23 protein-coding genes and 1 pseudogene are annotated in these 26472 nt (G+C 72.1%); 11 read left to right on the forward strand and 13 right to left on the reverse strand.

What is annotated here, in order from left to right:
* Nucleotides 1-116 precede the first annotated feature (116 nt).
* On the forward strand, nt 117-554 hold the full coding sequence (locus tag M2163_RS10820) for a metalloregulator ArsR/SmtB family transcription factor (RefSeq protein WP_280893860.1): 438 nt from the start codon (nt 117-119) through the stop codon (nt 552-554).
* Here M2163_RS10820 and M2163_RS10825 read toward each other — a convergent pair.
* Genes M2163_RS10825 through M2163_RS10835 form a run of 3 tightly spaced genes read right to left on the reverse strand, consistent with a single transcriptional unit; the run spans nt 484 to nt 3175 of the window.
* Nucleotides 484-1026, reverse strand: coding sequence for a hypothetical protein (locus M2163_RS10825; protein ID WP_280852994.1), 543 nt, complete (start codon nt 1024-1026; stop codon nt 484-486). The genes M2163_RS10820 and M2163_RS10825 overlap by 71 nt on opposite strands.
* Nucleotides 1023-2483, reverse strand: a complete 1461-nt coding sequence (locus tag M2163_RS10830; RefSeq protein ID WP_280852993.1) for an ATP-binding protein — start codon at nt 2481-2483, stop codon at nt 1023-1025. The genes M2163_RS10825 and M2163_RS10830 overlap by 4 nt, the downstream gene beginning before the upstream one ends.
* Nucleotides 2480-3175, reverse strand: a complete 696-nt coding sequence (locus tag M2163_RS10835) for a response regulator transcription factor (RefSeq protein ID WP_280893861.1) — start codon at nt 3173-3175, stop codon at nt 2480-2482. Before M2163_RS10835 ends, M2163_RS10830 begins: the two co-directional genes overlap by 4 nt.
* A gap of 158 nt (nt 3176-3333) precedes the next feature.
* Between M2163_RS10835 and M2163_RS10840 the strand changes: the two genes are divergently transcribed.
* Both M2163_RS10840 and M2163_RS10845 read left to right on the forward strand, forming a co-directional pair.
* Nucleotides 3334-4101 carry a DUF3152 domain-containing protein gene (locus M2163_RS10840; protein ID WP_280852991.1) on the forward strand — a complete coding sequence of 256 codons (768 nt, stop codon included), beginning with the start codon at nt 3334-3336 and terminating at the stop codon, nt 4099-4101.
* A gap of 31 nt (nt 4102-4132) precedes the next feature.
* A complete protein-coding gene (locus tag M2163_RS10845) occupies nt 4133-7522 on the forward strand; it encodes a S8 family serine peptidase (RefSeq protein WP_280893862.1) in 3390 nt (1129 codons plus the stop codon).
* Nucleotides 7523-7601: 79 nt separating this feature from the next.
* Here M2163_RS10845 and M2163_RS10850 read toward each other — a convergent pair.
* Nucleotides 7602-7766 (reverse strand): annotated as a pseudogene (locus tag M2163_RS10850) (glyoxalase/bleomycin resistance/dioxygenase family protein); the annotation flags it as partial.
* An 89-nt stretch (nt 7767-7855) separates the two neighbouring features.
* Between M2163_RS10850 and M2163_RS10855 the strand changes: the two are divergent.
* On the forward strand, nt 7856-8755 hold the full coding sequence (locus M2163_RS10855) for a S1 family peptidase (protein WP_280893863.1): 900 nt from the start codon (nt 7856-7858) through the stop codon (nt 8753-8755).
* Here M2163_RS10855 and M2163_RS10860 read toward each other — a convergent pair.
* Together M2163_RS10860 and M2163_RS10865 are read right to left on the reverse strand one after the other, a co-directional pair.
* On the reverse strand, nt 8749-10206 hold the full coding sequence (locus M2163_RS10860; RefSeq protein ID WP_280893864.1) for a tannase/feruloyl esterase family alpha/beta hydrolase: 1458 nt from the start codon (nt 10204-10206) through the stop codon (nt 8749-8751). The genes M2163_RS10855 and M2163_RS10860 overlap by 7 nt on opposite strands.
* A 176-nt stretch (nt 10207-10382) precedes the next feature.
* The gene (locus M2163_RS10865) at nt 10383-10961 is read right to left on the reverse strand and encodes a TetR/AcrR family transcriptional regulator (RefSeq protein ID WP_280852987.1); all 579 of its coding nucleotides are present in this window, start codon (nt 10959-10961) and stop codon (nt 10383-10385) included.
* Nucleotides 10962-11068: 107 nt separating this feature from the next.
* Here M2163_RS10865 and M2163_RS10870 point away from each other — a divergent pair, with 107 nt between their 5' ends.
* Nucleotides 11069-11515, forward strand: a complete 447-nt coding sequence (locus M2163_RS10870; protein WP_280852986.1) for a DUF1772 domain-containing protein — start codon at nt 11069-11071, stop codon at nt 11513-11515.
* Between the two features lie 24 nt (nt 11516-11539).
* Here M2163_RS10870 and M2163_RS10875 read toward each other — a convergent pair whose 3' ends face one another.
* The gene (locus tag M2163_RS10875; protein ID WP_280852985.1) at nt 11540-11968 is read right to left on the reverse strand and encodes a secondary thiamine-phosphate synthase enzyme YjbQ; all 429 of its coding nucleotides are present in this window, start codon (nt 11966-11968) and stop codon (nt 11540-11542) included.
* A gap of 143 nt (nt 11969-12111) precedes the next feature.
* Here M2163_RS10875 and M2163_RS10880 point away from each other — a divergent pair, with 143 nt between their 5' ends.
* Nucleotides 12112-13188, forward strand: a complete 1077-nt coding sequence (locus M2163_RS10880) for an NAD(P)-binding domain-containing protein (protein WP_280852984.1) — start codon at nt 12112-12114, stop codon at nt 13186-13188.
* A 21-nt stretch (nt 13189-13209) separates the two neighbouring features.
* Here the strand turns inward: M2163_RS10880 and mltG are convergent, their stop codons facing one another.
* Both mltG and M2163_RS10890 read right to left on the reverse strand, forming a co-directional pair.
* Nucleotides 13210-14049: an endolytic transglycosylase MltG gene (gene mltG / locus M2163_RS10885; RefSeq protein WP_280893865.1), complete on the reverse strand. Its 840-nt coding sequence runs from the start codon at nt 14047-14049 to the stop codon at nt 13210-13212.
* 62 nt (nt 14050-14111) lie between these two features.
* Nucleotides 14112-15950: an ABC transporter ATP-binding protein gene (locus tag M2163_RS10890; protein WP_280893866.1), complete on the reverse strand. Its 1839-nt coding sequence runs from the start codon at nt 15948-15950 to the stop codon at nt 14112-14114.
* 94 nt (nt 15951-16044) lie between these two features.
* Here M2163_RS10890 and M2163_RS10895 point away from each other — a divergent pair, with 94 nt between their 5' ends.
* Complete coding sequence (locus tag M2163_RS10895) at nt 16045-16482, forward strand: MarR family transcriptional regulator (RefSeq protein WP_280852981.1); 438 nt, start codon at nt 16045-16047, stop codon at nt 16480-16482.
* 57 nt (nt 16483-16539) lie between these two features.
* Here M2163_RS10895 and M2163_RS10900 read toward each other — a convergent pair whose 3' ends face one another.
* From M2163_RS10900 to M2163_RS10910, 3 genes are all read right to left on the reverse strand, one after another.
* On the reverse strand, nt 16540-17898 hold the full coding sequence (locus M2163_RS10900; RefSeq protein ID WP_280893867.1) for a cation:dicarboxylase symporter family transporter: 1359 nt from the start codon (nt 17896-17898) through the stop codon (nt 16540-16542).
* 168 nt (nt 17899-18066) lie between these two features.
* Nucleotides 18067-19686, reverse strand: coding sequence for a peptide-N4-asparagine amidase (locus tag M2163_RS10905; RefSeq protein ID WP_280893868.1), 1620 nt, complete (start codon nt 19684-19686; stop codon nt 18067-18069).
* Nucleotides 19687-19742: 56 nt separating this feature from the next.
* Nucleotides 19743-20486, reverse strand: coding sequence for a hypothetical protein (locus M2163_RS10910; RefSeq protein WP_280852978.1), 744 nt, complete (start codon nt 20484-20486; stop codon nt 19743-19745).
* Between the two features lie 182 nt (nt 20487-20668).
* On the opposite strand from M2163_RS10910, the gene M2163_RS10915 reads away from it, so the two are divergent.
* The 4 genes from M2163_RS10915 (at nt 20669) to M2163_RS10930 (ending at nt 25606) form a co-directional block, all read left to right on the forward strand.
* Complete coding sequence (locus M2163_RS10915) at nt 20669-22534, forward strand: ABC transporter ATP-binding protein (protein ID WP_280852977.1); 1866 nt, start codon at nt 20669-20671, stop codon at nt 22532-22534.
* Entirely contained in the window at nt 22531-24312 is a 1782-nt protein-coding gene (locus M2163_RS10920) for an ABC transporter ATP-binding protein (RefSeq protein ID WP_280852976.1), read from the forward strand. The genes M2163_RS10915 and M2163_RS10920 overlap by 4 nt, the downstream gene beginning before the upstream one ends.
* Before the next feature lie 480 nt (nt 24313-24792).
* Nucleotides 24793-25263, forward strand: coding sequence for a DUF5709 domain-containing protein (locus M2163_RS10925; protein ID WP_280852975.1), 471 nt, complete (start codon nt 24793-24795; stop codon nt 25261-25263).
* A gap of 82 nt (nt 25264-25345) precedes the next feature.
* Nucleotides 25346-25606 carry a type B 50S ribosomal protein L31 gene (locus M2163_RS10930; RefSeq protein ID WP_280852974.1) on the forward strand — a complete coding sequence of 87 codons (261 nt, stop codon included), beginning with the start codon at nt 25346-25348 and terminating at the stop codon, nt 25604-25606.
* A 23-nt stretch (nt 25607-25629) separates the two neighbouring features.
* On the opposite strand, the gene M2163_RS10935 is transcribed toward M2163_RS10930, so the two are convergent.
* Nucleotides 25630-26424: a metal-dependent hydrolase gene (locus M2163_RS10935; protein ID WP_037707763.1), complete on the reverse strand. Its 795-nt coding sequence runs from the start codon at nt 26422-26424 to the stop codon at nt 25630-25632.
* Nucleotides 26425-26472: the final 48 nt, after the last annotated feature.

The following is a 26472-nucleotide window of genomic DNA, read 5'->3' on the forward strand; positions in this document are numbered from 1 at the left end:
GTGAAGACTTCTTCAAGTCGCCACATCCACATGATTCCAATCCGTGGCGCCCGGCGTCCCCGACCAGCAGGATCGGCACTGACGACCCCGTACCGTCCGGCAGGGAGCGAGCGACCGTGCACGTCCCCCTCTACCAGGCCAAGGCGGACTTCTTCCGCATGCTCGGCCACCCCGTGCGCATCCGTGTCCTGGAGCTGCTCCAGCACGGGCCCGTGCCGGTGCGCGACCTGCTCGCCGACATCGACATCGAGCCCTCCAGCCTCTCGCAGCAGCTGGCCGTGCTGCGGCGCTCCGGGATCGTCGTCTCCATCCGCGAGGGCTCCACGGTGAGTTACGCCCTCGCCGGCGGTGACGTCGCCGAACTCCTGCGCGCGGCCCGCCGCATTCTCACGGAGCTCCTGGCCGGCCAGAACCAGCTTCTGACGCAGCTCCGGCAGGCGGACACGGCCGCGCCGGGAGCTCCTGCGGACGCGGGCGGAATCCTCACCGACCGGGGCAGCCCGCGTCCGACCCCCTCACCCGTCGTCCGGCTCCGTCGGTCACCTCCGCGGTGACCGCCCGGACCGACGGGCGGGTGAGGCGGTACGCGGCGGCGGCCGTGCAGACGACCTGGCGCACACCGATGTCGGACAACGTGTCCAGGCCGGGCGGGAGCCGGATCGTCATCCGGTCCCCCTCGGCCGTCACGGTCGGGGCGTCCGAGGAGGGCTCGCCGGGCGCGCCGGCGGTGGCCGTCGGGAGGGCCGCCGAGGTCGGCAGGCCCGGCACCTCCGTCGCGAGACCCTCCAGTCGCCCCTCCCCCGCCAGCGGACCCGCCATCAGCAGCCGCAGCGCCGCCTCGGGTTCACCCGGCTCCTCGGTGATGCGGGACACCGCGACGAGGGAGCCGTTCTCGACGAAGTAGACCTGCGTCAGCGGGAGCGTCCCGCTCGCGGGGCCGCCGGCCTGCACCACCCCGGTCGCGGGGATCCCGCAGGAGGTGAGGGCGAGCAGCGCCAGCAGCGGGGCGCGGCGCGGGGGCTTCATGACGGGTTCTCCTCGGGCGACTCGTCCCGCCGCAGCGGAAGTTCGACGGTGAAGACGGCGCCGCCCGCCGGGTGGTTGGCCGCGCGCACGGTGCCGCCGTGGACACGGACGTTCTCGGCGGTGATGGCGAGGCCCAGGCCGCTGCCCTCGGAGCGGATGCGGGCGGTGTCGGACTTGTAGAACCGCTCGAAGACATGGGGCAGGACGTCGGAGCGGATGCCGGGGCCGCTGTCCCGTACCTCGATGACGGCCACCGCGTCGGCGGCGCCCAGCCGCACCCGTACCGGACGGGCGCCGTGCTTGAGCGCGTTGCCGACCAGGTTGGCGACGACCACGTCGAGGCGGCGCGGATCCACGCGTGCGCGCACCGCGTCCGGTGGCGGAAGTTCGGTCGCCACCGTGTCCGTCCAGCCGCGGGAGGCGAGGGTGCGGCGGATCGACTCGGCGAGGTCGATCTCGTCCAGGTGCAGCACCGCCGCGCCCGCGTCGAAGCGGGAGATCTCCATCAAGTCGTCGACGAGCCGGGCCAGTTTGACGGTCTCCGCGCTGATGAGCCGGACCGCGGTGGCCGTGTCCGGGTCCAGCCGTGCGGCGTCCTCGTCGAGGACGTCGGTGACCGCGGACATGGCGGCGAGCGGGGTGCGCAGTTCGTGCGAGACGTCGGCGGCGAAGCGCCGGGCCCGGGACTCCATCTCGCGCAGCTCGGCGACCGACGCCTCCAGCGCGGCGGCCGTCTCGTTGAACGTGTGCGACAGGTCCGCGAGTTCGTCCGAGCCGTTGACCGCGAGCCGGGTGTCAAGGCGCCCCTCGGCGATCTGGCGGGTGGCGAGCCGCAGCTTGCGCACCGGCACCAGGACTCCGCGGGCGGCGAGCAGCGCGAGGACGACGGCGAGGGCGAGGGCGGCCACCATGGCCCGTTCGGCGGCGGTGACCAGGGCGTCGACGTAGGCCTGTTCCGTGGTCTGCGGAACGACGAGGAACACCCGGATCCCGGTGGTGGTGGCCACGGTGTCCCGGCCGCCGAAGAGGATCGACATGCCGACGACGAGGGAGGTGCGTCCCTCGCCGCGCACCCGCTGGAAGACGGTGGCCCGGCTGGAGCCGACGGCGTCCCGCAGGGCGGGGGTCACCTCGGCGAAGGGGTCGCCCGGGGCGGAGGAGCCGCTGCGGTCCCCGTAGGTCACCAGTACCCGCCAGCTGCCCTGCGACTCGGTGGCCGCCACGTCGTGCGCGAACTCCCGCAGCGCCGACTCGTCGGGGGGCACGGCGAGTTCGGCGGCGTGCTGGTTGAGCTGGGCCCGCAGTTGTCTGATGGTGGCGTCCTGGCTCTGCTGGAGCACTCCGGTGCGTGCCTCCCGGAAGGTCAGGGCCCCGGTCGTGACGGCCGCGACGGCGGCGACGAGCCCGAAGGCCACCACCAGGCGGGCCCGCAGGCCCCGCAGCCGGCGCTTCCTCACGGCGCCGCGAAGCGGTAGCCGAAACCGCGCACGGTGTGGATGTAGCGGGGTGCGCGGGGCGGCTCGGACATCTTGGTGCGCAGTCGCTTGACGCAGGCGTCCACCAGCCGGGCGTCGCCGTGGTAGTCGTGTTCCCAGACCGCTTCGAGGAGTTGCTGGCGGCTGAACACCTGGCCCGGTGAGGCGGAGAGGGTGAGCAGGAGGCGCAGTTCGGAGGGGGCCAGGGCGATCGGCTCGCCGTTGAGCGCCACGGTCAGTCCGGCCCGGTCGACGGCGAGTTCGCCGTAGGTGTCGATCTTCGGCAGGCCCTCGGTGCCGGGCGCGCTCCCCGCCGCCCGGCGCAGGACGGCGCGTATGCGGGCGTCGAGCACACGGGCCAGCACGGGTTTGACGACGTAGTCGTCGGCGCCCGCCTCCAGGCCGACAACGATGTCCACTTCGTCACCCCGTGCCGTCGCCATGATGATCGGCAGGGTCTGGTCGACGGCCCGGATGTTCCGGCACACCTCCAGGCCGGTCATGCCGGGCAGCATCAGGTCGAGGACGACGATGTCGGGCCGGAAGGCCCGCAGCCGGTCCATCCCCTCTTCGCCGGTCGCGGTGGCGGAGACGTCGTGGTTCTGGCGACGCAGGGCCAGGGCGACGCCCTCCCGCACGGCGGGGTCGTCCTCGATCAGCAGTACACGTGGCATGCGCACAGTATCCACATGCCCATGACCACGAGGAGGGTTATCGGTTCGTTACCTTCCGGGCCAGGTCCGATCACATGGCGATCACATCGTGAACCACCGTGACAGCGCACAAACGAAACCTGACCGGCCGTCGTCGCCGTAAGCACTCCGAGCGGAGCGTGCAGCGACAACTGTGGGGCGGTCTGGCCGCGTTGGCGGTCTTCACGGCCGTCGGCGGCGCGGTGGTGGCGTGGCTGCCGTCCGACACGGGACGAACGTCCGCTGCTCCCCCGCCCGTTGAGAGCCCGGAGCCGCACACAAGCACCGGTGCACCGGAACCGGAGGAGTCCAGCCAGCCTCCCGGCCCCTCCACGACTCCCCTCCCGCAGAGCGGTCCGGGGACCTTCGTCACCGCTCCCGGCGGCAGCGGACGGGTGGGCAAGGGCACTCCGTTGCGCTACCGGGTTGAGGTGGAGAACGGCATCACGATCTCCCCGCGTGAGGTCGCCGCGCAGGTGGAGCGGACCCTCGCCGACCCGCGCGGCTGGACGGCCGACGGCCACTCGGCGTTCCAGCGGGTGTCCGAGGGGCCCACCGACTTCCGGGTCCGCCTCGCCACCCCGGCGACCGTCGACCGGATCTGCGCCGAGGGCGGCCTGGACACCGGCGGCAAGGTCAATTGCAGCGTGCACGGCGACGTGATGGTCAACCTCAGGCGCTGGGTCCTGGCCACCGAGTTCTACCGCGAGGACGTCGTCGGGTACCGCTCGCTGATCGTCAACCACGAGGTGGGCCACTTCCTCGGCCACGGCCATGTCACCTGCCCCGGCGAGGGGCAGCCGGCCCCGGCGATGATGCAGCAGATCAAGGGCCTGCTCGGCTGCGTCCCCAATGTCTGGCCGTACGACAGCGACGGCCGTCCCGTCACGGGCCCCTCGGTCCCGTGACGCTTTGATCCCCCGACTGTCAGGAGTGCAGATGGAGTTACGCGTACGCCACAGACACGCGGCCATGGCCGCGGGAGTGGCTTCCGCGGCCCTGGTCCTCGCCGGGCTTCCGGCCGGCGCGGGCGCAGCCGACGACGCGGTCTCCGCCAGGAGCGCCCGTACGGCCTCGGCGGTGCGGACCGTCACGCTGGTCACCGGCGACCGGGTCCTGGTGGACGGCACCGGCCAGGTCTCCGCGGTGGAGCGTGCCGAGGGCCGCGAGAACATGCCGTTCTCGGTCCGGGTCGTCGCCGGGCACACCCGGGTCGTCCCCGGTGACGCCGAACTGCTGCTGGCGCAGGGCAGACTGGACCCGCGGCTGTTCGACGTCACCCAGCTCGTCGAGGACGGCTACGACGACGCGGGCCGCTCCGACCTCCCGCTGATCGTGACGTTCCGCGGCAGCAAGGCCCCTTCGACGAGCCCGTTCACCGGGGCAGGGGCGCGGATGGGGCGCCCGCTGCCCGTGGTCAACGGCCGGGCGATGCGCTCCGCGAAGAAGCGCGGCGCCGGGTTCTGGAAGGCCGTCACGGACAACTCCGGGGCCGGGACGGCCCAGTTCGCCGCCGGGGCCGGTGTGGAGAGGCTGTGGCTCGACGGAAAGCGCCGGGCGTCCCTCGACCGGAGCGTCCCGCAGATCGGCGCACCGACCGCCTGGGCCGCGGGATTCGACGGCACCGGCACCAAGGTCGCCGTCCTGGACACCGGCATCGACACCGGCCACCCCGACCTCGCGGGCAAGGTGGTCGCCGAGCAGGACTTCAGCGGCACCGGCACCACCACGGACAGGTTCGGGCACGGCACCCATGTGGCGTCCACCGTGGCCGGCAGCGGCGCCAGGTCGGACGGGAAGTACAAGGGCGTCGCGCCGGGCGCGCGGCTCCTGAACGGCAAGGTCCTCGACGACCAGGGCGGCGGCTCCGACTCCGGGATCATCGCCGGCATGGAGTGGGCGGTGGCCCAGGGCGCGGACGTGGTCAACCTCAGCCTCGGCGGCCCCGACTCCCCCGGCGTCGACCCGATGGAGGAGGCCGTCGACCGGCTCTCCGCCGAGTCCGGCACCCTCTTCGTCATCGCGGCCGGCAACGACGGCCCCGGTGAGCGGACGGTCGGCTCCCCCGGCAGCGCCGCGTCCGCGCTCACCGTGGGCGCGGTCGACAAGTCCGACGGCCTCGCCGAGTTCTCCAGCCGGGGCCCGCGGGTCGGCGACGGCGGGGTCAAGCCCGACCTGACCGCGCCGGGCGTCGACATCACGGCCGCGGCCGCCGCCGGCAGCGTCCTGACGGAGTGGTACCCCTCCGACGTCCCCGGGTACCTCACCATCGAGGGCACCTCCATGGCCACCCCGCATGTGGCGGGCGCCGCGGCGATCCTCGCCCAGCAGCACCCCGACTGGAGCGGTGAGCGTCTCAAGGCGGTGCTGACCGGTTCCGCGAAGCCGGGCACGTACAGCGCGTATCAGCAGGGCACCGGACGGGTCGACCTGGTCCGGGCGCTGGACGAGAGCGTCGTCACCGAGCAGGGCCCGCTCGACTTCGGGGTCCAGCAGTGGCCGCACGCCGACGACCAGGCGCAGGCCAAGAAGCTCACCTACCGCAACCTCGGCTCCGAGCCGGTCACGCTCGACCTGTCGGTCGAGGCCTACGGGGTGGACCGGAAACCCGCCGCCGAGGGCATGTTCACCGTCTCCCCGCAGCGGATCACCGTCCCGGCGGGCGGCGAGGCGAGCGCCGAGGTCACCGCTGACACCCGCGTGGGCACCGTGGACGGCAGCTTCGGCGGCTCGGTCACGGCCACCTCCGGCGACGGCAAGGTGCGGGTGCGGTCCGCCGTGGGGGTGGACCGCGAGGTGGAGTCGTACGACCTGACGCTCAAGCACACCGACGAGGACGGCAGGGCGACCGGTGACGCCGTGACCTCCGTCGCGAGCCTGGCCGGCTCCTTCTACGCCGACTACGCCGACGAGCAGGACGGCGAACTGACGGTACGGCTGCCCAAGGCGGACTACCTCCTGACCGGGGTGATCCACCCGTCGGCCGCCTCCGACCGGCATGCCGTGCTGGTCCAGCCCAGGCTGACCCTGGACAAGGACACGACCGTCGAGGTCGACGCCCGGCAGGCGAAGCCGGTGGACATCACCGTGCCGGACCCGGCGGCCGTGAACAACGACGCGGCGGTCATGGTCGAGTACGGGCGGGGCGAGGGCCGCGACGACGCCCATCTCGAGTTCCTGATGCCCACCTTCGAGGGCTCCCGCTTCGGGCGGCTCGGCCCGGACGACTCGGTGACGGGGCTGACGTCCCTGTTCTCCGGCGGCTGGGCCGGCAAGGCCAGGGACGGCAGGCCGGTCAACTATCACCTGGCCTGGTACCGGCAGGGCAGCCTGGACGGCTTCACCGTGACCGTCGCGCGCAGGCAGCTGGCGAAGGTGAACCTTGAGGTGGGCGAGTCGGTCGACGGCCGGCGCGCCCAGTCCGAGGTGACCCCGCACCTGCCCGACGGCCGCCTGGTGCCCGGCTACACCGACATGCGCGGCGACCTTCCGTACCGGAGCACCGAGTACATCCTCGACAACGGCGTGAAGTGGTCGGTGCGCACCTGGCAGCGCTTCGACCAGGGCCAGGACGCGGTCTTCGAGGGCTTCCTGATGCGCATGCCGAAGGCATGGAAGGCCGGCCGCACCTACGCCGAGCGGTTCGGGGTCGGTGTCTTCGGACCGGTCCTGAACGGCCCCGACGACCTCGGACCGGGCAGGGGCTTCCCCGGTGTCGGCCGCGACGGGAACACCCTCAGGGTCTTCCTGCCGCTGTTCGGCGACGGCTCCGGGCACTGGGGCCTCAGCAAGCCGACCTCGATGACGGCCAGGCTGGAGGCGGACGGCAAGGAGATCGCCGACGACTACGGCATCCCGCCGACCGTCGAACCGACGGAGTACACCGTGCCCGCCGAGGACACCGCGTACAGGCTGACGCTCGACAACTCCCGTGACCCTGCCGTGTACCCGGTCAGCACCCGCGTCCATGCCGAGTGGACCTTCCGCTCGGCGAAGACCGCCGGGGGCGAGTTCGCCCCGGTGCCGCTGTCGACGGTCCGCTTCAGCCCCGAGCTGGCCCTGGACAGCACGGCGAAGGCGGGCAGGCGGTTCGAGGTGCCGTTCACCGTCGAGGGAGCGGCCGCGGGACAGCGCCCGGCGAAGCTCGCCTTCCAGGTGTCGTACGACGAGGGACGGACCTGGCAGCCGGCCAAGGCCGTCGGCGGCACGCACCTGTCGCTGAAGCACCCGGCGACGGCGGGTTCGGTCTCCCTGCGCGCGGAACTCACCGACCGGTCGGGCAACACCCTGACCCAGACGATCGAAAGGGCCTATCTGACCACCCCGTGACCCCTGACGGGCGCGGCTTCGCCCGGGACGGCCTCGCCGCTGTCCCGGGCGCGGGCGCGCCCGCGCCCGCGGCAGCCGGTCAGTCTCCGCAGGCGCACCCTGCGGCGGCCTTGTCCGGGGTGTCGGCGTCGGCCTTGACCACGTACACCTCCCAGGGCTCCTTGTCCTGGAGGGCGTAGCAGCACGAGGTGTCACGCTCCTCGAACGCGGCCAGGCCGGCCTCCCTCAGCCGGGTGAGAGCTGAACCCGGCACAGGCCGAGGGCCGTCTACCCGTGCCGGGCGCGGCCGGGCAGACTGGAGCGTCGGCACTCAGCGCTCCCGGGGGGGGCTTCGTGATCAGAGCACGCCGTAGCGGCACCAGACGTCCACGACTGATCGCCTCGCTGGCGGGCCTGCTGGCGGGGAGCGCGCTCGCCGTCTGCGGAACCGGCGCGGCCGCGGCACCCGCGGTCGGCTCCGCACCCTCCACCGCCTCGCTGTCCGGCGCGGCCTCGGCCCTCGGGTCCCTGGGAATCGCCGGGACGACCTGGGCGGTCGACGAGCGCACCGGACAGCTGCGGGTCCTGGCGGACTCCACGGTCGCGGAAGCGGACCTGTCCACGATCCGCCGGGCCACCGGGCGTTTCCCGGGCGCCGCGACCGTCGAACGGCTCGACGGCCGGCTGCGCACCTTCGTGTCCGGTGGCGACGGCGTCCACGCCTCCGGCCGGCGCTGTTCTGCCGGGGTCAACGTGCGCGGCGGCACCACGTACTACTTCCTCACGGCCGGCCACTGCACCGACGGCCTGCCCACCTGGTACACCAGCTCCGCCCTGACCACGCAGATCGGCCCCACCACCGGCACCAGCTTCCCCGGCAACGACTTCGGAGTGGTGCGGTACGCCAACCCGGACGTACCGCACCCCGGCACCATCGGGACCGTGGACGTCACCGGCACCGCCTCCGCCTTCGTCGGACAGAGCGTCTGCCGACGGGGAGCGACCACGGGAGTGCGCTGCGGTGTGGTCACCGCGCTGAACGCAACCGTCAACTACGGGGACGGCAGCAGCGTTTCCGGACTGATCCGGACCAACATCTGCGCCGAGCCGGGCGACAGCGGCGGACCGCTCTACGCCGGCGACAAGGTCATCGGCATCCTCTCCGGCGGTTCCGGAAACTGCTCCACGGGAGGCACCACCTACTACCAGCCGATCCAGGAAGTGCTGAACGCCTACGGCCTGTCCGTCTACTGACGGGTCGCTGCGGGCCCCTTCCGTCGCCCGTCCAGGGAGCAGTCGTTCGCCGACGCCACGGCCTCCGCCCGCGCGGGCAGGGCCACGGTCCCGGAGGCGGGTGGCCGCCGGCCCGAGCCGAGCCAGCGTTCGAGTGCCGTGAACGCCGTGCGGTAGCAGGGTGCGAGGGGGCGCAGCCGGTCAGGGAACAGGTCGGCCAGGGCGTCGGCGTGGGTCCCTGCCTCCACCCGGTAGTAGCGGTGCAGCCCGCCGCGTCCGGCGTCGCGCACCATACGAGCGTAGACGTCGGAGTCCTGACTGATGGGCAGCAGGACGTCCAGGGTGCCGTGCAAGGTGATCAGCGGTTTGCCGATCCGTCCGGTCAGGCCGATCCTCGCGACGGCCTGCCGGACCTCCTCCGGCCGGGTGGCGTAGTCGTAGTCGGCGTCGCAGGCCGGGGTGCCCGTCGTGCAGTACGGCGTCCCGGCCTCCGTCGCCCCGTCGAAGCCGGGGTCGAGTTCCTCCCGGTAGATGCGCTGGGTCAGGTCCCAGTAGACCTGGTGGTGATACGGCCACAGGAACTCCGACCCGGCCGGGAAACCGGCGGCGTGCAGGGCCTCCTGCGCCTGCCGGGCGCCCGGGCCGCCGGCGGCGTACACCGGGTAGTGGCGCAGCGCCCGGGGCAGGAAGTCCAGCAGGGTGGGTCCGTCGGAGCGCCACAGGGTGCCCTCCCAGTCGACTCCGCCGTCGTAGAGCTCGGGGTGGTTCTCCAGTTGCCAGCGCACCAGGTATCCGCCGTTGGACATGCCGGTCACCAGGGTGCGTGACGGGGGGCGGTGGTAGCGCCGGGCGACCGTGACCCGGGCGGCCCGGGTGAGCTGGGTGAGCCGGTCGTTCCACTCGGCGACGGCGTCACCGGGCGATCTCCCGTCGCGGTGGAAGGTCAGGCCGGTATTGCCCTTGTCGGTGGCCGCGTAGGCATAGCCGCGGGAGAGCACGGAGTCGGCGATGGCGCGGTCGTTGGCGTACTGCTCGCGGTTTCCGGGGGTGCCGGCGACCACCAGGCCGCCGTTCCACCGGTCGGGCAGGCGGATCACGAACTGGGAGTCGTGTCTCCAGCCGTGGTTGGTGTTGGTGGTGGAGGTGTCGGGGAAGTAGCCGTCGATCTGGATGCCGGGCACTCCGCTGGGGACGGTCAGGTCCTTCGCCGTCAGTCCGGCCCAGTCGGCCGGGTCGGTGTGCCCTGAAGCGACGGTGCCGGCCGTGGTCAACTCGGCCAGACACGCCGTCTGCTGGTGTTCGGCCCCCGGAACGCGGAGCTGCGCCCGGTGCGCGCAGTGACCGCCGGGCCCCTCCGTCGCGGCGGTGGCCGGAAGGGGGGTGAGCACGAGCGCGGCCACGCCGACGACGATCGGAACGCGGTGGCGCCGGGGACGCCGTGGGCGTGCGGGAGAGCTGGAGGAGCGACGCATCAGTGTGCCTCCGAGAGGACGCATACGAGGATGCGCGGGACACTAGGGCCCCACCCCGCCCCGGAACATGGGGTGGTGAACCACCATCAGCCCACCGGTGATGGTGCGGAACACCATGCCGGATCGAGAGTCCGGTTCTGCCCCACGAGGGCGGGCCGCGCGCCGGGAGGGTGCCGTCAGAGCACGGCGAGCCGGTCCACCAGCAGGTCCAGCCTCTGCTCGGTGTACTCCGGTGGCAGGCGGCCTGCTCGGGACAGGGTGGCCAGGCCGTGCAGGGACGCCCAGAACAGCTCGGTGAACACTCCCGGGTGGACGCCGTCGCCGGCGGCCTCGCCCAGGCTCTCCAGCAGAGCGGCGAAAGCGTCCTTGAGCTGGGGCGGGGTGTCCTCCCGGGCGAACGCCAGACCGCCGTCGAGCTGGAAGATCGCGTCGTAGACCGCCGGCTTGCGGTCCGCGAAGTCGAGGTAGGCGCGCGCGAGGGCGAGGATCCGCGCGCGCGGGCCGTCCGCGGCGGCGGCCGCGGCCCGCACCGCCGCGGCCAGCTCCGAAGCGCCCTCCAGGGCGACGGCGCCGATGATCTCCCGCTTGCCGCGGAAGTGGCTGTAGAGGACGGGCTGGCTGTACTCGATGCGCTCGGCGAGCCGGCGGGTGGTGACCGCGTCCCAGCCCTGCTGCTCGGCGAGTTCCCGGGCCGTCGCCACGATGAGGCGCTCGCGCTCCGCCCGTTCGCGCTGCTTGCGATCCTGTACCGACATGCCTGGATTCTAGCACTGCTAGACAATCGAGCGTCAGCAGTACTAGTGTCGCCTTATTCGCTAGCAACGCTAGATCTCAGATGTCGGAGTCAGTAGGGGGCAGGACCATGCTCATCGCACTCGAGGTCGTCACCACCGTGGTCGTGGGCGTGATGGTGGGGGTGGAGTTCTCCGTCGCCTTCGTCATGAACCCGATCCTCAACGCGCTTCCCGAGGACAGCGCCCAACGCGGCCACGCCCACGGCGGCCGCATGCTCGGCGCCGTGATGCCGTTCTGGTACATCGGCTCGCTGGTCCTCGCCGCGCTCTGGGCCGTCGCCGGACGGCAGCACGACGGCACCGGGCTCGTCGTCACCGCCGCCGGACTGCTCCTCCTCAGCGTCGTCATGTCGATTCTGCTGCTCGTCCCGATCAACAACCGGAACAAGACCTGGACGCCCGAGACGCGGCCCGCCGACTGGAAGCAGCAGCTGAACCGCTGGGAGCGCCTCCACTACGTCCGCGTCGCCGTCATCGTCGCCGCCTTCGCCCTGCTGGCCACCGCCCTCACCTGAACGGAGCAGCCGGAGCGGTGCGGGTCAGGACCCGGCGAGGAAGGTGAGACGCACCTTGCGCTGCGGGTTGTCCCTGTTGGTGTCCACCAGGCACACCGACTGCCAAGTACCCAGCTCCAGCCGTCCGTTCACCACCGGCAGCGTGGCGTGCGGAGGCACGATCGCCGGCATGACGTGGTCGCGGCCGTGGCCGGGGCTGCCGTGGCGGTGCTGCCAGCGGTCGTCGGCCGGGAGGAGGGTGTGCAGGGCGGCCAGGAGGTCGTCGTCGCTGCCGGCGCCCGTCTCGATGATCGCCACGCCTGCCGTCGCGTGCGGGACGAAGACGTTGAGGAGGCCGTCACGGCCCGCGGCGGCCTCCCTCAGGAAGGCCTCGCAGTCGCCGGTGAGGTCGACGATCCGCTCCGACGAACCGGAGGCGACGTTCAGGACTCGGGTGGTGAAAGCGTCTGACATGCTCCCATCCTCACCCCTCCCGCCGGATTCACTCGTCATGCACGGCCCGTTCCGCCAAGCGCGCTGGCGCCGATCCCCAAGAAGCCACGCCTCCCGCAGGCCGCCCCGGGAAGATCCACGACCTCACCGCGGTTGGTAGAAGGGTGAACAACACGTGCGAGGTCGAGGTAGTAGTCGTAGGCGCCGGCCAGGCAGGTCTGTCCAGCGCCTATCACCTGCGCCGCACCGGTTTCGAGCCGGAGCGGGACTTCGTGGTGCTGGACCACGCCCCCGCCGCGGGCGGCGCCTGGCAGTTCCGGTGGCCGTCGCTGACCTACGGCAAGGTCCACGGGATGCACGCGCTGCCGGGGATGGAGCTCACGGATGCCGATCCGGAGCGGCCCTCGTCGCAGGTGATCGCCGAGTACTTCACGGCGTACGAGCGGGCCTTCGACCTGCGGGTCCGGCGCCCCGTCGACGTCCGCGCGGTGCGCGAGGGCAGTGACGGCAGGCTGCTCGTGGAGACCTCGGACGGTGTCTGGTCGACGCGGGCGCTGATCAACGCGACCGGCACCTGGGACCGGCCGTTCTGGCCGCGCTATCCCGGCCAGGAGACCTTCCGGGGGCGGCAGTTGCACACCGCCCAGTACCCCGGGCCCGAGGCGTTCGCCGGGCTGCGGGTGGTCGTGGTGGGCGGGGGCGCCTCCGGCACCCAGCACCTCATGGAGCTCGCCCCGTACGCCGCCGCCACCACCTGGGTGACCAGGCGCGAGCCGGTGTTCCGCGAGGGCCCCTTCACCGAGGACGTCGGACGCGAGGCCGTGGCGCTGGTCGAGGAGCGGGTACGGCAGGGACTGCCGCCGAAGAGCGTGGTCTCGGTGACCGGACTGCCGCTGAACGACGCGGTCCGGCAGGCGATCGCGGACGGGGTCCTCGACCGGCAGCCCATGTTCGACCGGATCACGGCCGAGGGCGTGGACTGGAACGACGGGCGGCACGTGGACGCCGATGTGATCCTGTGGGCGACCGGGTTCCGGCCCGCCATCGAGCACCTGGCCCCACTGAAGCTGCGCGAGCCCGGTGGCGGGATCCGGGTCGAGGGCACGCGTGCGGTCGCCGACCCCCGGGTCCATCTCGTCGGATACGGTCCGTCGGCGAGCACCATCGGCGCCAACCGGGCGGGCCGTGCGGCCGTGCGGGACATCAGGCGGCTGCTGACGGCGGTGCCCGCCGCTGCCTGACGGCCCGTCACTCGCGGCTTCTCAGGACGGGTTGCGTTGGTTCTTGTTGAACTCGGCGACGTTGCGCCGGTGTTCCTCGAAACTGTTGGTGAACCGGGTGTCCCCCGGCTTCACCGTGACGAAGTACAGCCAGTCCCCCGGCGTGGGGTTGATCGCCGCGCGCATCGCGTCCTCGCCCGGGTTGTCGATCGGGGTCGGCGGCAGGCCCATGCGCTGGTACGAGTTGTAGGGGCTGTCGATGCGGAGGTCGGAGCCGGTCGTGCGCAGGGTGGAGCGGTTCAGCGCGTAGTTGATGGTGGAGTCCATCTGCAAGGGCATCCCGCGCTCCAGGCGGTTGAAGACGACCCGGGCCACCTTTCCCATGTCGGCCTTGTTCGCCGCCTCGGCCTGGACGATGCTCGCGATGGTGACCGCCTGGTAGACGTTCATCGCGTTGCGCTGGGCGCCGGCCGCGATGGGAGCGCCGTTGAACTTCTTGTTCGCGGTGTCGACCATGAACGAGAGCAGCGCCTCTGGCGTCGCCCTCCTCCCGTTGCGCTCCAGCGGATACGTCGCCGGGAAGAGGTAGCCCTCCGGATTGCCCTCCGCGTCGGCGGGCAGGTGGAGGTCCGCCTTGGCCAGGGACTTCTTGGCGGTGCCCGGCGGCTGGGCGAGGGCCTTGTCGACGGCGTCGTAGACCTGCCCGGCCCGCCAGCCCTCCGGGATCACCAGGGTGGCGGACTCCTTCTCCCCCTCGCCCTGCAGGCTCAGCAGCGGCACCGCCACGGCGGTGCCGGCCACGACGGCCCCGGTCGCGATGAGGACGAGTCGGCCCCGGCGCGTCAGTCGAATCGTGCTCCGTGGCGGAGTGTTCCTGTGCATGCGGGCACGGTAACCCGCATAACGTTACAAACCAGGCATATCTTCGGTTTGTCGGTCTCGGTTCAGCTGGTCGGTTCCAGTTGCGCGTCCTCGCGCACCGGGTCCAGCCGGGCGTCCCGGCGCACGAGCTCGGCGTACCGCCCCTCCAGCTTCAGCAGCTCCTCGTGCGTACCGCGCTCGGCGACCCGGCCCGAGTCGAGGACCACGATCTGGTCGGCGTCGCGGACGGTGGACAGCCGGTGGGCGATGGTGAGCGTGGTGCGGTTGGCCGAGAGCGCGTCGATGGCCTCCTGCACCGCGTGTTCGGTGCGGGTGTCCAGCGCGCTGGTCGCCTCGTCCAGGATGAGGACGGGCGGGTCCCGCAGAATGGTCCGCGCGATGGCCAGACGCTGCTTCTCGCCCCCGGAGAAGCGGTGGCCCCGCTCGCCGACGACGGTGTCGTACCCGTCCGGCAGCGAGGCGATGTGGTCGTGGATCTGGGCCGCCCGCGCCGCCTGCTCGATCTCCTCGTCGGTGGCGTCCGGCTTGGCGAAGCGCAGGTTGTCGGCGACCGAGGCGTGGAAGAGGTACGTCTCCTGCGAGACGACCCCGATGGCCCGCGCGAGGGTGTCGAAGTCGAGGTCGCGGACGTCCACCCCGTCCAGGGTGACCCGGCCGCCCGTGACGTCGTAGAGCCGCGGGACCAGATAACCGAGCGTGGACTTGCCGGCGCCGGTCGGCCCGACGACCGCGAGGCTGCTGCCCGCGGGGACGTCGATGTCGATGCCGTCGAGGACGGGGCCCCGTTCGTCCTCCCCGGCGTCATAGCGGAACTCCACGTTCTCCAGGCGGACCTCGCCCTTGACGCGGTCGAGGTGGACCGGGTCCTCGCGCTCGGTGATGTCGATGGGCAGGTCGAGGTACTCGAAGATGCGCTGGAAGAGCGCGAGCGAGGTCTGGATCTGGACGCCGGTCGACAGGAGGCTCACGGCCGGGCGGAACAGGCCCTGCTGGAGCGAGACGAAGGCGACGATGGTGCCGATCGAGATGTCGGGGCCGCCGGCCTGGAGGGCGATGCCCGCGGTCCAGTAGATGAAGGCGGGCATCGCGGACATGACGATCCCGATGACGGCCATGCGCCAGCGCCCCGCCATGTTCGACCGCACCTCGAGGTCGACCAGGCTCTCGGACTCGTCGGAGAAGGACCGGGTCAGCGAGTCGGAGCGGCCCATGGTGCGGCCGAGCAGGATGCCGCTGACGGACAGCGACTCGGTGACGGTGGCGGCCATCGCGGCCATCTGCTTCTGGCGCTGGGTGGTGATCTTCTTGCGTTCGTTGCCGACCCGGCGGCTGATCCACACGAACACCGGGAGCAGCAGCAGCGAGACGACGGTCAGCCGCCAGTCGAGGGCGATCATCGCGACGATCGTGGCGACGACGCTGGTCAGGTTGGAGACCAGCGAGGTCGCGGTCGAGGTGACGGTGGCCTGCATGCCGCCGATGTCGTTGGCGATGCGGGACTGCACCTCGCCGGTGCGGGTGCGGGTGAAGAAGGCGAGCGACATGCGCTGGAGGCGGCCGTAGACCGCGGTGCGCAGGTCGTGCATGACGCGCTGGCCGACCGTCGTGGAGATGAGGGTCTGCAGGACGCCGAAGATGCCGGTGAGGACGGCGCTGAGGATCATGCCCAGCGCGAGCAGGGTGAGCAGCCCGGTGCGGCCCTCGGGGATGGCCACGTCCAGCGTTTCCTTCAGCAGGAACGGGGTGGCCACGGTGACGAGGGAGGAGGCGCCGACCAGCAGGCCGACGACGGCGAGCTTGGCGCGGTAGGGCTTGAAGAGCCGGAGGATGCGGCGCACCTGACGGGGCTGGTCGGTCGAGGTGCCTGGTGCGGGGGTCCAGTCGATGTGATCGCGGGGCATGGTCTCCTACGGAGGGTGAGATGAAGCGGACTGTCGGAGCCTAGCTCATTGTTACCTATGCTCACAATGAACGTGGTCCTGATATTGTTCCCGCATGACCACGCCCGATTCCGACAGTCTGCTCGCCGAGCAGTTGCTCAGGCTCACGCGCCGGGTGCACCGCATCCAGAAGCGCCAGCTGCACGAGCGCGGTCTCGGCGTGACCCCGGCCCAGTCCCGGCTGCTGCGCACGCTCGCGCACTGGGAGACACCGCCCCGCATGGCCGATCTCGCGGAGCGGCTGGAGGTGGTGCCGCGCGCGGTGACGAGCCTGGTCGACGGTCTGGAGGCGAGCGGCAAGGTGCGCCGGGTGCCCGATCCCGCCAACCGGCGGGTGATCCGCATCGAGCTCACCGAGGACGGTGTGAAGACGCTCCAGGAGCTGCGGGACGTGCGCAGGGCCGCCGCGGAGGAGATCCTCGCCCCCCTGTCGGGCGAACAGCGTGAGGTGCTCGGCCGGTTGCTGGACACCTTGGCGGACGGACCGTGCTGAACGGGGTGTGGCCACCACTTCGGTGAAGTGGTGGCCACACCCCGTTCGGGACCGGCGTCAGCGGGCCTCGGGAACCGGCTCTCCGGTGGTCTTCGCCCGTACGGATTCGTCCTCCTGCACGGGCACGCTCTCGCCGCCCAGCACGCTCCTCGCCCGGGCGATGTCCAGCGCCCCCTCCCAGCGGGAGACCGCGAAGACCGCGACGCAGTTGCCGAGCAGGTTCGTCACGACGCGCATCGAGTCCATGATGCGGTCCACGCCGAGGAGCAGGGCGACGGCACCGGCGGGAATGGCACCCAGCGAGGACGCGGTCGCCGACAGGGCGAGGAAGGCCGAACCGGGGATGCCCGCCATGCCCTTGCTGGTCAGCATCAGCACCAGGACCACGGTGATCTGCTGGCCCAGGCCGAGGTCGACGCCCACCGCCTGTGCGATGAACAGCGTGCCGATGGAGAGGTAGAGCGAGGCGCCGTCGAGGTTGAAGGAGTAACCGGTCGGCAGCACAAGCCCGACGGCGTCGTCGCGGGCACCGGCCTTGCGCAGCTTCTGCATCACGCGCGGCATGACGGACTCGGTGGACGCGGTGCCGAGCGCGAGCAGCATCTCCTCGCGGATGTAGCGCAGGAACTTCCAGAGGCTGAGTCCGGTGAGCGCCTTGAGCGCGACGGCGAGCAGCACGACGAACAGCGCGGCGGCCGCGTAGCACAGGACGATCAGCTTGGCGTAGGTCTCGATGACGCCGAGGCCGTACTGGCCGATCAGGACGGCCATCGCGCCGAACACCGCGATGGGCGCGAGGCGCATCACGAAGCCGACGACCGCGAAGATGATCTCCTGAGCCTGCTCGACGGCGGGCAGCACCTGGGGGACCCTGGTGTGGCCGAGGTGCAGCAGGGCGGCCCCCACCAGACAGGCCAGGACGAGCACCTGGAGCAGGGAGTTCTCGGCGAAGGCGCCGATGAAACTGGTGGGCAGCGCGTTGACGACGAACTCGGTCGTCGAGGGCAGGTGCCCGCCGCCGGTCTTGGCGTCCACGGCCGACGGGTCGAGCGTCGCCGGGTCGACGTGCATGCCCGAGCCGGGCTGGACGACGTTGGCGGCGAGCAGACCGATGAGCAGCGCGAGGGTGCTCGCCACCTCGAACCAGATCAGCGCCTTGAGCCCGATCCGGCCGAACGCCTTCAGGTCACCGGCCCTGGCGATGCCGACGACGACCACGCAGAACACGAGCGGCGAGATGATCGCCTTGATGAGCCGGGTGAAGCCGTCGCCGAGCGGCTGGAGGTCCGAGGCGAAGCCGGGCCAGAGCTTTCCGACGAGGACGCCGAGCACGAGCGCGCAGGCGACCTGCGCGAACAGAGAGGTACGCAGTATGTGTGCGACGCGTCGCGGCAGGGACGGGACGGACGGCGGCACGGGCACTCCTTGAGCGACGGGGACCCGCAGAAGTCCGGGGATGACTTCTGCGATACGGAAAGCGATTTCCGTGGCGATCACTCTGGAGGGGCCGTTGATCACGCGCGAAACCGTCGCGTTTCAGCCGCGTAAATCACGCTGCCTGTGACGCACCGCACACAACAGGCCTCAGCAGCCTCCGCGTTCTTCGGTCAGCACCCCCTGGACGGTGGTGAGGGAGCGGTCGTAGCAGCCGTCCGAACCGCGGATCCGGTAGCGCTCGCTCGTCGTCGCGACCGCGTGCCGCTGGTCGCGCGGGACGTTGATCGTGTACGTGGCGTCGCCCGCGTAGGTGTCGTCGAGCCGGTACCTCGCCGTGCGGTGGCCCGATCGGGTTTCCGTGACGTCGGCCCGGTCACCGAGCGTCAGCACGGTGCGCAGCCGGTCGCCCGCACCGACGACGGTGGTGCCGTCCATCGTGTACGTGCGGTGGGTGCGGGTGGTCCGGGCCGGGCCCCGGCCGTCGACGGTGACCGACTCGTCGTCCGTCCAGGTCGCCTTGAGCGCGTCGGGGTTCTCGCCCTCGGCCCAGCGGTGCACGGAGGTGTTCGCCAGCGAGCGGCGGACGGTGGTCGTGACCCGGCCGTGCGAGGTGTCGACGTATCCGGCGACGGTGAGGCGATGGCTGCCCTCGGTGTCCACGCGGTGCTCCGAACCGGGCGTGTACGTGGCGGAGTCGGCGAGATCGCCGCTCGTGTGCATGGTGAGCTTCCCGGTGACGTGCGCCCGCCCCGCGTCCTGCCAGACGAGGACGTTCACGGGGGTGCTCCAGCCCGGCTGCCCCTCGGGGACACCGACCACCTGGACCTGCACGCGGTGCGGGCGCCCGTCGTTGAGGATGCCGGCGAAGGGCGTCAGGTCGTATTCGATCGGCTTGACGTCGAAGGCGCGGGGGCCCGGAACGACGTACCAGAGGAAGGGATTGGACCAGCCGCCCGTCCACACGGTCGGGAACGGGGCGGCGATGCCCGCGAGTCGGCCGTCCACCCTGATCTGCACCTCGCGGTAGGGGCCGCCGTCGGCCCGGCAGGAGTACGGGGCGTTCGACGGCACCGCCAGGTACCAGTACTCCTCGCAACCGCCGCCGGAGCCGGTGGCGTACACCTCGGCGACGATGCGCTCGCTGTTGCGCGGGGTGGTCAGGGTGTCCTGGTCGAGCGTCAGCACACGGTCCGGCGCGGGGGCCTGGCGCCCCTGGTAGAAGGTGAGCGTGACCTTCACGTCGATGATCCCGGTGTACGTGTCGTCGACGACGTTCCCGATGAGCATCTCGACGTCGTGGCTGCCGCGGAAGGTGTCGCTGTAGCGCGTGACGTCCTTCTCCACGGACCACTCGATGCCGTCGGGCGAGGGCTGCGGCGTGGACGTACGGAAGATCTCGACCCCGCCGACGTGCAGGTACCCGAGCCGGTCGAACTGCCGCCCCCTGACCTTGCCGTCCATGCGCAGCACGACCTTGCTCCAGCTGTCACCGCACCCCTCGGGCGGTGCGTAACGGCCGGTGTAGGGGGTGAAGTCGCGGAACTGAGCCTCGGCGACCGTGACCTGGCAGGACCTGCCCGAGGGCCTGGTGACGGGCGGGGCCGCGGTGATGGGGTCGTGCCAGTCGGTGCCGAACTCGGCGGGGACTGCGGCCTGTCGGGCCGCCGGGGACGGGACCTCCGCGGACCGGGCGGGAGCCGCTCCGAGCAGGGTGCTCGCCAGGAGGGTCGCTCCTGCGAACATGGACATGACGATCCGTCTCTTCATGGCCGTGTTCTACGGCGAGTGGGGCGTCTCCCGCAATGACGCCTCCCCCGCCGGACTCAGTCCGCCAGGTCCGCCCTGTCCCCCATCACCACCACGGGACGCAGGTCCGGATCGAGAGTGCGCAGCAGATACCGCATCGCCGGCCCGGAGACGCTGACACAGGCCGACGTACCGCTGCCGTGGTCCATGTGCAGCCAGATGCCGCCGCCCTTGTCGACACCCCGCGGCCGCGCCTGGTCGTTCGGCGGGGTGCCCTCGACCCGGTTGTAGTCGATCGCGATGACGTGGTCGAAGTCGTGCCAGTAGGACTTCGGCCACCAGCGCGGGGCCGCCATGGCGGCGGACCGGGTGTACGGCAGCCGTGTTCCGGGGTCCGGCAGCACGCCCCCGGCGTCGCTGAGCGTGAACACGCCCACGGGGCTGCGTAGGTCGCCCTCGCGATGGTCGGTGGTCCAGCCCTTCCTGCCGTTGTGCGCGGGCCAGCCGCGGAGCCGGTCCCAGCCGGAACCGCGTTTGACGTAGAGCACGACGGTGGCGTCGGCGGAGTCCCTGCCGTCGCCGTAGACCGCCACGATCTGGCGGGACGCGGCCGGGATGCGGCGCTGCAGACGGTCGCCCACGCCGGGAACGCGGGTGGGCGCGGCCTCCGGTGCGTCCGCGGCCCTGGTGTGCCCGCCGCCGTGCCGCGGGCCGGGGACGGGGCCGCCGCAGCCTGCCAGGGTGACCAGCAGCGCCGTCAGGACCGTCGCCGTCAGGGCCGTCGCCGTCACCACGCCACGCCGTGCGCCTGCGCCTCGCATCGCTCCATGGTCGCACCGCGGCCCGCGGAGGGCCGCCTCCGCTCAGGCAGCCGGATCTGTACGGCGCCGCGGAAAACCTGTTGCCTCCGAGCACGCTCTGCCGCGAACCTTTCACGGTTTGCAGCCGCCGTGTGCGGCTCCCTCCCACCCCCCTGACACGAGCCACTGGGACGTCACACGTCATGCAGATCCAAGACCTTCCGTATCCCGACCCGGGAGTGCCGGACGCCCGCTCGGGCTCCCGGTTCCTGTGGTGGCTCTTCAGGAACCAGCTGGGCGGACAGCTCAAGTCACTGGCCTGGGGACTGCTGCACTTCCTGTCCATCTCCGCGCTGCCCCTGTGCGTCGGGGTGGCCGTCCAGGCGGTCGTCGACCACTCCGGCCGCCGGCTCGCCCTCGCGGGCGGCCTGCTGGCACTGTGCTGCTTCGGCAGCGCGCTCGGCGACACCTTCCTGCACCGCACCGCCGTCACCAACTGGATCACGGCCGCCGCGCGCGTCCAGCAGCTGCTGGCCCGCAAGGCCGCGACCCTGGGCTCGGCGCTGACCCGGCGGGTGGCGGCCGGTGAGGTCGTGGCCGTGTCCACCGGCGACGTCGAGAAGATCGGCTGGTTCGTGGAGGCCTGGTCGCGGTTCACCGCGGCGGCGGTCACCGTCGTCGTGGTCTGCGCCGGCCTGGTCGTCTACCAGCCCGCACTCGGCGGGGTGGTCGCCGCCGGTCTGCCGTTCCTGGCCCTCGCGGCCCTGCCACTGCTGCCCCGGGCGACCCGACGCGCCGACTTCCAGCGCGAGAAGGCCGGACGCGCCACCGAACTGGCCTCCGACACCGTCGCCGGTCTGCGGGTGCTGCGCGGCATCGGCGGCGAGGAACTCTTCCTCGACCGCTACCGCAGGGCCTCCCAGGAGGTGCGCCACGCGGCCGTGCGCAGCGCCCGGATGTGGTCCCTGATCGCCGCGATCCAGGTGCTGCTGCCGGGACTGCTGCTGATCGCGGTCGTCTGGTACGGCATCCATCTGGCCCGGCAGGGCCGCGTCGAGATCGGCGAACTGGTCGCCGTCTACAGCTCGGTGATGATCCTGACCTATCCGCTGCGACACTTCGAGGAAATCGCCATGGCGTACTCCTTCTCCCGGCCCTCGGCCACACGCGCCGCCCGGGTGCTGTCACTGGAGCGGGCCACGTCCGCGGAGGGCTCGGACCGGGGACGAGTCCAGGACGGTGACGGTGACGGCCTGCCGAGCGGGGACCTGTACGACCCGGCCACCGGTCTGCTCGCCCCCGCCGGGCGGCTCACCGCGGTGGTGTGCGGCGACCCGGACGCGGCGGGGCTGTTGGCCGAACGCCTCGGCGGGCACCCCTCGGAGATGGGCCCCTCGGTGCGGCTGGGCGGCGTGCCGCTGGACGAGCTGCCGCTCGACTCGGCACGCACGGCGGTCCTGGTCCAGGACAAGGACCCCGTCCTGCTCTCGGGAACCCTGCGTGAACTGCTCGACGTGCCCGCCTCGGGTGACGTCGGGGCGGACGAGGCGCTCGCGGCCGCGCAGTGCGCGGACGTGCTGGCGGCCCTGGCCCAGGGGTCCCTGGACGCCGAGGACCCGATGGACGCGCGCATCACCGAACGCGGGCGGTCCCTGTCGGGCGGCCAGCGCCAACGGCTCGCCCTGGCCCGGTCCCTGTTCACCGACCCCGAGGTGCTCGTCCTGGACGAGCCGACCTCCGCCGTCGACTCGCACACCGAGGCACGGATCGCGCAGGGGGTGCGGGATCTGCGGGCCGGGCGCACCACCGTGGTGTTCACCTCCTCGCCGCTCCTCCTGGACCACGCGGACCGCGTGGTGCTCGTGCACGAGGGAGAGGTCGCGGCGGTCGGCCTGCACCGCGAGCTGGTGCGCAAGGAGCCGAGGTACCGGGCGGTCGTCACCCGTGAGACGGACGAGGAGACCGCGTCGGAGGCCCGAGGGTCAGGGCAACGCGTGCTGCACGACCACGACGTGCTGAACGAGCAAGCCGTACTGCAGGAACTGGAAGAGATCGAGGAGAGCGCATGATCGGCGTGGCGCCACCGGCGTACGACCCGGCGGCACCGACGACGGCGAACACCCTGCCCGTCGGGGCCACCGCGACCGTACGCGCCTACGTGGCCGAACTGTTCCAGCGGCACCGCCGCGCCTTCGCGCTGCTCGTCGGCGTCAACACCGTCGCGGTGGTGGCCTCCATGGTCGGCCCGTGGCTCCTCGGCGACCTCGTCGAGCGGGTCTCGGACGGAGCCCGGGAAGTCCATCTGGAGCTGACGGCCGGGCTGTTCGTGATCGCACTGGTCGTCCAGGCCGTCTTCGTACGGCAGGTGCGGCTGCGCGGTTCGATGCTCGGCGAGCGCATGCTGGCCGACCTGCGCGAGGACTTCCTCGTGCGGGCGGTCGGTCTGCCGCCGGGGGTCCTGGAGCGGGCCGGGACCGGTGACCTGCTGTCCCGGATCACGACGGACATCGACCGGCTCGGCAACGCGATGCGCGAGGCCGTGCCGCAGCTGGCGATCGGCGTGGTGTGGGCGGCCCTGCTGCTGGGCGGGCTCGTGATCACGGCGCCGCCCCTGGCCGCCGCGGTGCTGCTCGCCCTGCCGCTGCTGGTGGTCGGCTGCCGCTGGTACTTCAAGCGGGCACCCTCCGCCTACCGCTCGGAGGCCGCCGGATACGCCGCCGTGGCCGCCGCCCTCGCGGAGACCGTGGACGCCGGACGCACCGTCGAGGCGCACCGGCTGAGCGCGCGTCGCATCGAGCTGTCGGAACGGCGGATCAGGGAGTGGACGGCCTGGGAGCGGTACACGCTGTGGCTGCGATCGGTGCTCTTCCCGTGCATCAACGTCAGCCATGTGATGATCCTTTCGTCGGTGCTGATGGTCGGCGGTGTCTTCGTCCTCCAGGGCTGGATCGGGGTCGGGCAGCTGACGACGGGCGCCCTGATCGCGCAGATGCTGGTCGACCCGGTCGGGCTGATCCTGCGCTGGTACGACGAGCTGCAGGTGGCCCAGGTGTCGCTGGCCCGGCTCGTCGGGGTCCGGGACATCGAGCCGGCCGGCGGTGAGCCCGGGTTGGCTCCCGAGGGACGGGACGTCCACGCGGACCGGGTGCACTTCGGCTACCTGGAGGGCGTGGACGTCCTGCGCAAGGTGTCCCTCGAGGTCCCGCCCGGCACCAGGCTGGCGCTGGTCGGCCCCTCGGGCGCCGGCAAGTCCACCCTGGGCAGGCTGCTGGCGGGGATCTACGCTCCCCGGGACGGCCGGATCACCCTCGGCGGTGCCGAACTGTCCCGGATGCCCGCCGAACGGGTCCGCGAGCACGTGGCCCTCGTCAACCAGGAGCACCACGTCTTCGTGGGCTCCCTGCGCGACAACCTCCTGCTCGCCCGGACGGACGCCACGGACGCCGAGCTCTGGGCGGCGCTCGGGGCGGTCGACGCGGACGGATGGGCGCGGGCGCTCGACGACGGCCTCGACACCGAGGTCGGCTCCGGCGGACTGACCGTCACCCCTGCCCAGGCCCAGCAGGTCGCACTGGCCCGACTGGTCCTGGCAGACCCGCACACGCTGGTCCTGGACGAGGCGACGTCGCTGCTGGACCCCCGGGCGGCCCGTCACCTGGAACGCTCCCTGGCCCGCGTCCTCGACGGCCGCACGGTGGTCGCCATCGCCCACCGCCTGCACACCGCCCACGACGCGGACGTCATCGCGGTCGTCGAGAACGGCCGCATCAGCGAACTGGGCAGCCATGACGAGCTCGTCGCGGCGGAGGGGGCGTATGCGGCGCTGTGGAGGTCGTGGCACGGGTGAGTGACGGTGAGAGTGACGGGTGAGTGAGGGGGCGGGGCCGGGCCGGGGGGCTTGCGGCGGGGGGCTGCGGCTGAGTGCGGGGGCCGGGACAGTTCGGGTGCCGGGTGCCGGGTGCCGGGTGCCGGGAACAGGGCGGGCTGCCGGGGCCAGGGAGGGGAGACCCAGGGTGCTGCACTCGCCTGGGCGCCGCCTGGACGTGTCGGGGTACCGAAAGGCTGGACGCAAGTCCCTCGATCCCACCGCCCACCAGGCCTGCCTCCTCCCACCCCGCCCCCCGCAACCCACCCGCTCCAGCCGGCGCAGCGACCACGTGGCGTTGCGCGGTTCCGAAAGGGGGTGGAAGGCTGGACAGCAGCACCGGCTCAGGGAGCGCTCGCGGACGGCATGATTTGACGGTGGGCGCGGCAAGTGCCCCGTGAGTCCGTGGTCCGTCCCGGGCCGCGGAAGGACCGGGCCCGTCCCCTTCACCTGGAGGTACCCGTGGACAGCTCGGACGGATGGGGAGACGACGTCTACCAGCCCGACGCATCCGAGATCCAGGACGACGCGGGTCTGCTCGACGCGGAGGACACCCTGGAGGACGACGGCGTCGGCGATCCCCTCGACCGCGGCTGGTCGCCTCCGGAGCGGCCCTGGGCGGTGGAGCACAGGGGTGTGACGGCCGCGGAGCGCCGGCAGGGCGAGACGCTGGACCAGCGGCTCGCCGAGGAGACGCCCGACCTCGCGCCGGCCGACGGCGACGGCATCGGCGACATCGACGGCACCGACGGCGAGCTCCTGGACAACGAGGTCGGCGCGTTGCGTTCCGGCCGTCTCGTGGCCCCCGACGAGGGGGCGCACGAGGACGAGGAGAGCGCGCTGGTCGCCATGGACGTGGGCATCGACGGTGCCGCCGCGTCCGCGGAGGAGGCCGCGATGCACATCGTCGACGAGGACTCCCTGCCCGGCTGACCCCCGCGGGCCGGCCGGCCCTTCCCGGACCGTCCGCCACCGCACTGCCCGTGCCGTTTTCCCTGCCTCCCGAGGAGCAGCCATGCAGCAGGACAAGCACCCCGACTACCACGAGGTCGTCTTCCGCGACCGCTCCGCCGGCTACGCCTTCCTGACCCGGTCCACCGCCACCAGCGACCAGACCATCGAGTGGGACGACGGCGAGACGTACCCGGTGGTGGACGTGGAGATCTCCTCCGAGAGCCACCCCTTCTACACCGGCAAGGCGCGGACGGTGGACTCGGAGGGACGCGTGGCCGCCTTCGAACGGCGCTACGGCGGCGGGGCCGGTCAGGGCGGCTGACGGGGAACCCCGGCGCCCCTGCCTCAGATGAAGTTGAGGGCCGCCGCGCAGCCCACTCCCCCGAGCAGCATGAACGCGGGCATCAGCACCTTCAGCTCCACCCAGCTGCCGGCCCGGAAACGCATGACCTTCGGCGGGCCGATCGGGTACCAGCGCTTGCGGCCCACCGGGATCGGCCACAGGATCGGGCAGCCGGAGACCGTCAGCGCGTCCCCGATGTCGTGCACGAGCGCGCCCAGCACGACCGGCAGCCCCAGCCACAGGTACTCCTGGCCCGGCTGCGTGAACAGCCAGTCCGAACCGTTGCCCGGCTTGTCCAGGACGCCCGCGATGATCCACGCGCTGGTCGCGGCAAGCAGCCAGACCAGGACGTCGGCGCTGGAGCCCCGGGTCGCCCGCCACAGCAGGCCCTCGATGGCCAGCACCATGTGCACGAACAGGATCGCCAGCACCGCCCAGCGGCCCCCGGTGATCGCCGCCACCGAGCAGCCCGCGCCGATCAGCACCGCCCACAGCCAGGTGTGGGTGAGCGTGCGGTGCCCGCCGGAGCGCCGCGGGTCCCCCTGCTTCTTGGTGGCCTTGTAGACGGCGTAGGAAAGCTTGTCGACGATCTCGCACAGGGCCCGCGAGATGGGCCCGAAGGCCCGCGAGATGGTGGCCGCCTTGTGGTCGAGGTCGGGGGCGAGCGCGGCGCCCGCGCAGATCAGTGCTCCGGCCAGCAGAACGGGCCACGGCATGGTGTGCCCCGTGGCGGCCGCCGCCGCTCCTACGCCCAGCCAGGCCGCGGCGCCCGACAGTGAGTGTGCTGGTCCCATCATCGGCGTTGCCCGCCCCATTCCTCGTGTGCCACTGTCCAGTTGACCGGC

Source organism: Streptomyces sp. SAI-135 (assembly GCF_029893805.1).
Taxonomy (GTDB): Bacteria; Actinomycetota; Actinomycetes; order Streptomycetales; family Streptomycetaceae; genus Streptomyces.

Bases quoted from the DNA above. Each gene is read 5' to 3' on its own strand.
- M2163_RS10860 (WP_280893864.1), bottom strand. From the start codon at position 10,206: ATGCGTCGCTCCTCCAGCTCTCCCGCACGCCCACGGCGTCCCCGGCGC.
- M2163_RS10935 (WP_037707763.1), bottom strand. From the start codon at position 26,424: ATGATGGGACCAGCACACTCACTGTCGGGCGCCGCGGCCTGGCTGGGC.
- M2163_RS10835 (WP_280893861.1), bottom strand. From the start codon at position 3,175: ATGCCACGTGTACTGCTGATCGAGGACGACCCCGCCGTGCGGGAGGGC.
- M2163_RS10890 (WP_280893866.1), bottom strand. From the start codon at position 15,950: ATGCCCCGCGATCACATCGACTGGACCCCCGCACCAGGCACCTCGACC.
- M2163_RS10870 (WP_280852986.1), top strand. From the start codon at position 11,069: ATGCTCATCGCACTCGAGGTCGTCACCACCGTGGTCGTGGGCGTGATG.
- M2163_RS10875 (WP_280852985.1), bottom strand. From the start codon at position 11,968: ATGTCAGACGCTTTCACCACCCGAGTCCTGAACGTCGCCTCCGGTTCG.
- M2163_RS10865 (WP_280852987.1), bottom strand. From the start codon at position 10,961: ATGTCGGTACAGGATCGCAAGCAGCGCGAACGGGCGGAGCGCGAGCGC.
- M2163_RS10920 (WP_280852976.1), top strand. From the start codon at position 22,531: ATGATCGGCGTGGCGCCACCGGCGTACGACCCGGCGGCACCGACGACG.
- M2163_RS10910 (WP_280852978.1), bottom strand. From the start codon at position 20,486: ATGCGAGGCGCAGGCGCACGGCGTGGCGTGGTGACGGCGACGGCCCTG.
- mltG (WP_280893865.1), bottom strand. From the start codon at position 14,049: ATGCACAGGAACACTCCGCCACGGAGCACGATTCGACTGACGCGCCGG.
- M2163_RS10895 (WP_280852981.1), top strand. From the start codon at position 16,045: ATGACCACGCCCGATTCCGACAGTCTGCTCGCCGAGCAGTTGCTCAGG.
- M2163_RS10845 (WP_280893862.1), top strand. From the start codon at position 4,133: ATGGAGTTACGCGTACGCCACAGACACGCGGCCATGGCCGCGGGAGTG.
- M2163_RS10915 (WP_280852977.1), top strand. From the start codon at position 20,669: ATGCAGATCCAAGACCTTCCGTATCCCGACCCGGGAGTGCCGGACGCC.
- M2163_RS10930 (WP_280852974.1), top strand. From the start codon at position 25,346: ATGCAGCAGGACAAGCACCCCGACTACCACGAGGTCGTCTTCCGCGAC.
- M2163_RS10905 (WP_280893868.1), bottom strand. From the start codon at position 19,686: ATGAAGAGACGGATCGTCATGTCCATGTTCGCAGGAGCGACCCTCCTG.
- M2163_RS10825 (WP_280852994.1), bottom strand. From the start codon at position 1,026: ATGAAGCCCCCGCGCCGCGCCCCGCTGCTGGCGCTGCTCGCCCTCACC.